Annotated in this window: 3 rRNA genes; all 3 read right to left on the bottom strand. The window is 55.1% G+C overall.

The features are described from left to right. Positions 1-5 precede the first annotated feature (5 nt). Positions 6-122 (bottom strand): 5S ribosomal RNA (rrf, locus tag WIMU1_RS25660). 108 nt (positions 123-230) lie between these two features. Then, positions 231-3,366, bottom strand: a 23S ribosomal RNA gene (locus WIMU1_RS25655). Between the two features lie 389 nt (positions 3,367-3,755). Then, positions 3,756-4,924, bottom strand: a 16S ribosomal RNA gene (locus WIMU1_RS25650); the annotation flags it as partial.

The following is a 4,924-nucleotide window of genomic DNA, read 5'->3' as shown; positions in this document are numbered from 1 at the left end:
GTTGTGTTCGGCGGTGTCCTACTCTCCCACACTGATTAGGGTGCAGTACCATTGGCGCTGGAGGGCTTAGCTTCCGGGTTCGGAATGGGGCCGGGCGTTTCCCCTCCGCTATAGCCGCCGTAACTTTATGAAACCAGTACACACATCTTCTGGCCTATTTATCTTTTTTTGAGATGTGTGTGTTGTTTCAGATATTGCACAGTGGATGCGAAACAGTTTTTACATGTTTTGGTTGTAAGTCCTCGGCCGATTAGTACCAGTCACCTGCACCCGTTACCGGGCTTCCAGTTCTGGCCTATCTACCCCATGGTCTGTGGGGGGCCTTACCCCTGCTAAGAGGGTGAGAAACCTCATCTTGGAACAGGCTTCCCGCTTAGATGCTTTCAGCGGTTATCCCTTCCGAACGTAGCTAACCAGCGGTGCCCTTGGTAGGACAACTGGCACACCAGAGGTTCGTCCGTCCCGGTCCTCTCGTACTAGGGACAGGTTTCCTCAAGTTTCTTACGCGCGCGGCGGATAGAGACCGAACTGTCTCACGACGTTCTAAACCCAGCTCGCGTGCCGCTTTAATGGGCGAACAGCCCAACCCTTGGGACCTACTCCAGCCCCAGGATGCGACGAGCCGACATCGAGGTGCCAAACCATCCCGTCGATATGGACTCTTGGGGAAGATCAGCCTGTTATCCCCGGGGTACCTTTTATCCGTTGAGCGACACCGCTTCCACTTGCCGGTGCCGGATCACTAGTCCCGACTTTCGTCCCTGCTCGACATGTACGTCTCACAGTCAAGCTCCCTTGTGCACTTACACTCAACACCTGATTGCCAACCAGGCTGAGGGAACCTTTGGGCGCCTCCGTTACATTTTAGGAGGCAACCGCCCCAGTTAAACTACCCACCAGGCACTGTCCCTGAACCAGATCATGGTCCGAGGTTAGATATCCAATACGATCAGAGTGGTATTTCAACAACGACTCCACACACACTGGCGTGCATGCTTCACAGTCTCCCACCTATCCTACACAAACCGAACCGAACACCAATACCAAGCTATAGTGAAGGTCCCGGGGTCTTTTCGTCCTGCCGCGCGTAACGAGCATCTTTACTCGTAATGCAATTTCGCCGAGTCTGTGGTTGAGACAGCAGAGAAGTCGTTACGCCATTCGTGCAGGTCGGAACTTACCCGACAAGGAATTTCGCTACCTTAGGATGGTTATAGTTACCACCGCCGTTTACTGGGGCTTAAATTCTCAGCTTCACACCGAAGTGTTAACCGGTCCTCTTAACCTTCCAGCACCGGGCAGGCGTCAGTCCGTATACATCGTCTTACGACTTCGCACGGACCTGTGTTTTTAGTAAACAGTCGCTTCTCTCTGGTCTCTGCGACCACACCCAGCTCACAACGAAAAGTTGATCACCAGACGTGGTCCCCCTTCTCCCGAAGTTACGGGGGCATTTTGCCGAGTTCCTTAACCACAGTTCTCTCGATCGCCTTAGTATTCTCTACCTGACCACCTGTGTTGGTTTGGGGTACGGGCCGTGTCGCCACTCGCTAGAGGCTTTTCTCGGCAGCATAGGATCATGGAATTCGCCTCATTCGGCTACGCATCACCTCTCAGGATATGTGAGACACGGATTTGCCTATGTCTCTCCCTACAGGCTTACACCAGTACAACCACTGACTGGCCCCACTACCTTCCTGCGTCACCCCATCGCTTGACTACTACCAGCAAAGGTCCCATGCATCCAACCAAACGAAACCCGAAGGTAACCCTTGATCTTCAGGATGGTTAGTACTGCTGATTCATCACGGACGCGACTACACGGGTACGGGAATATCAACCCGTTGTCCATCGACTACGCCTGTCGGCCTCGCCTTAGGTCCCGACTCACCCTGGGCGGATTAGCCTGGCCCAGGAACCCTTGGTCATTCGGCGGCGAAGTTTCTCACTTCGCTTTCGCTACTCATGCCTGCATTCTCACTCCCACACCCTCCACACCTGGATCACTCCGATGCTTCCATGGATGCAGGACGCTCCCCTACCCACCCACACACCTAGTCCCACCCCCGCAGGGATGAGACGGGCTATTGCGTGAGTGCCGCGGCTTCGGCGGTGTACTTGAGCCCCGCTACATTGTCGGCGCAGGATCACTTGACCAGTGAGCTATTACGCACTCTTTCAAGGGTGGCTGCTTCTAAGCCAACCTCCTGGTTGTCTTCGCGACCCCACATCCTTTTCCACTTAGTACACGCTTAGGGGCCTTAGCCGGCGATCTGGGCTGTTTCCCTCTCGACTACGAACCTTATCGCCCGCAGTCTCACTGCCGCACTCTCACTCACTGGCATTCGGAGTTTGGCTGACGTCAGTAACCTTGTAGGGCCCATCGGCCATCCAGTAGCTCTACCTCCAGCGAGAAACATGCGACGCTGCACCTAAATGCATTTCGGGGAGAACCAGCTATCACGGAGTTTGATTGGCCTTTCACCCCTACCCACAGCTCATCCCCTCCATTTTCAACTGAAGTGGGTTCGGTCCTCCACGACGTCTTACCGTCGCTTCAACCTGGCCATGGGTAGATCACTCCGCTTCGGGTCTAGACCCGGCGACTCTGTCGCCCTATTCGGACTCGCTTTCGCTACGGCTACCCCACACGGGTTAACCTCGCCACCGAGCACTAACTCGCAGGCTCATTCTTCAAAAGGCACGCCATCACCAACCGCCAACTAAATGACGCATCAGCTTTGACGGATTGTAAGCGCACGGTTTCAGGTACTATTTCACTCCCCTCCCGGGGTACTTTTCACCTTTCCCTCACGGTACTAGTCCGCTATCGGTCACCAGGGAGTATTCAGGCTTATCGGGTGGTCCCGACAGATTCACAGCAGATTTCACGGGCCCGCTGCTACTTGGGTGTCCATATCAACAGTCGTCACATTTTCGGCTACGGGATTCTCACCCTCTACGACAGGCCGTTCCAGACCACTTCGCCTAACACAACGATTTCTCACTGTTGGCCAACCCGGCAGAATTGACACAATGGATCCCACAACCCCACGAATGCAACGCCCGCCGGCTATCACACATCCATGGTTTAGCCTCATCCGCTTTCGCTCGCCACTACTCACGGAATCACATGTTGTTTTCTCTTCCTGTAGGTACTGAGATGTTTCACTTCCCTACGTTCCCTCCACACACCCTATATATTCAGATGCGGGTAACACGACATCACTCGTGCTGGGTTTCCCCATTCGGACACCCTCGGATCACAGCTCGGTTGACAGCTCCCCGAGGCTTATCGCAGCCTCCTACGTCCTTCATCGGCTCCTGGTGCCAAGGCATCCACCGTACGCTCTTACACACTTACAAACATTATCAAAACAAAATAAAGATGCTCGCATCCACTGTGCAATTCTCAAACAACACACACCCACCAACCGGCACCCCGCAGAAGAATCTTCACCCCTCCGCGATAACAGGCACCCGCATCAGCCGGCATCATCGTTAAATCCAGAGCAAACCCACCTCACAGTGTGTTCCCTCAGGACCCAATAGTGTATCGATGCTCCACCCAGTCACCTGAGCAGACGCCACAATGTTCAAACGAACACCACAGCATTGTTAGCGTTTCACCCATGAGCTCCCACCACAGAACATTCGCCTGTGAAGCGGGGCCACCACGATCACACCCACTGCCAAAGCAGCAGGAGGGGCTGGTACAAAGCAACCCATCGACCGCAGTTTATGTTGCTCCTTAGAAAGGAGGTGATCCAGCCGCACCTTCCGGTACGGCTACCTTGTTACGACTTCGTCCCAATCGCCAATCCCACCTTCGACGGCTCCCTCCCACAAGGGGTTGGGCCACCGGCTTCGGGTGTTACCAACTTTCATGACGTGACGGGCGGTGTGTACAAGGCCCGGGAACGTATTCACCGCAGCGTTGCTGATCTGCGATTACTAGCGACTCCGACTTCACGGGGTCGAGTTGCAGACCCCGATCCGAACTGAGACCGGCTTTAAGGGATTCGCTCCACCTCACGGTATCGCAGCCCTCTGTACCGGCCATTGTAGCATGTGTGAAGCCCTGGACATAAGGGGCATGATGACTTGACGTCATCCCCACCTTCCTCCGAGTTGACCCCGGCAGTCTCCTGCGAGTCCCCACCATTACGTGCTGGCAACACAGGACAAGGGTTGCGCTCGTTGCGGGACTTAACCCAACATCTCACGACACGAGCTGACGACAGCCATGCACCACCTGTACACCAACCACAAGGGGGGCCATATCTCTATGGCTTTCTGGTGTATGTCAAACCCAGGTAAGGTTCTTCGCGTTGCATCGAATTAATCCACATGCTCCGCCGCTTGTGCGGGCCCCCGTCAATTCCTTTGAGTTTTAGCCTTGCGGCCGTACTCCCCAGGCGGGGTACTTAATGCGTTAGCTACGGCACGGATCCCGTGAAAAGGAACCCACACCTAGTACCCACCGTTTACGGCGTGGACTACCAGGGTATCTAATCCTGTTCGCTACCCACGCTTTCGCTCCTCAGCGTCAGTTACTACCCAGAGACCCGCCTTCGCCACCGGTGTTCCTCCTGATATCTGCGCATTTCACCGCTACACCAGGAATTCCAGTCTCCCCTGTAGTACTCAAGTCTGCCCGTATCGCCCGCACGCTTGGAGTTAAGCCCCAAGTTTTCACGAACGACGCGACAAACCGCCTACGAGCTCTTTACGCCCAGTAATTCCGGACAACGCTCGCACCCTACGTATTACCGCGGCTGCTGGCACGTAGTTGGCCGGTGCTTCTTCTCCAGGTACCGTCACTTTCGCTTCGTCCCTGGTGAAAGAGGTTTACAACCCGAAGGCCGTCATCCCTCACGCGGCGTCGCTGCATCAGGCTTGCGCCCATTGTGCAATATTCCCC

It is taken from the genome of Williamsia muralis NBRC 105860, from assembly GCF_001598915.1.
Lineage (GTDB): Bacteria > Actinomycetota > Actinomycetes > Mycobacteriales > Mycobacteriaceae > Williamsia > Williamsia muralis.
Note: the sequence above shows the minus strand (reverse complement) of the source record. Positions and strands in the feature narration are given on the sequence as shown.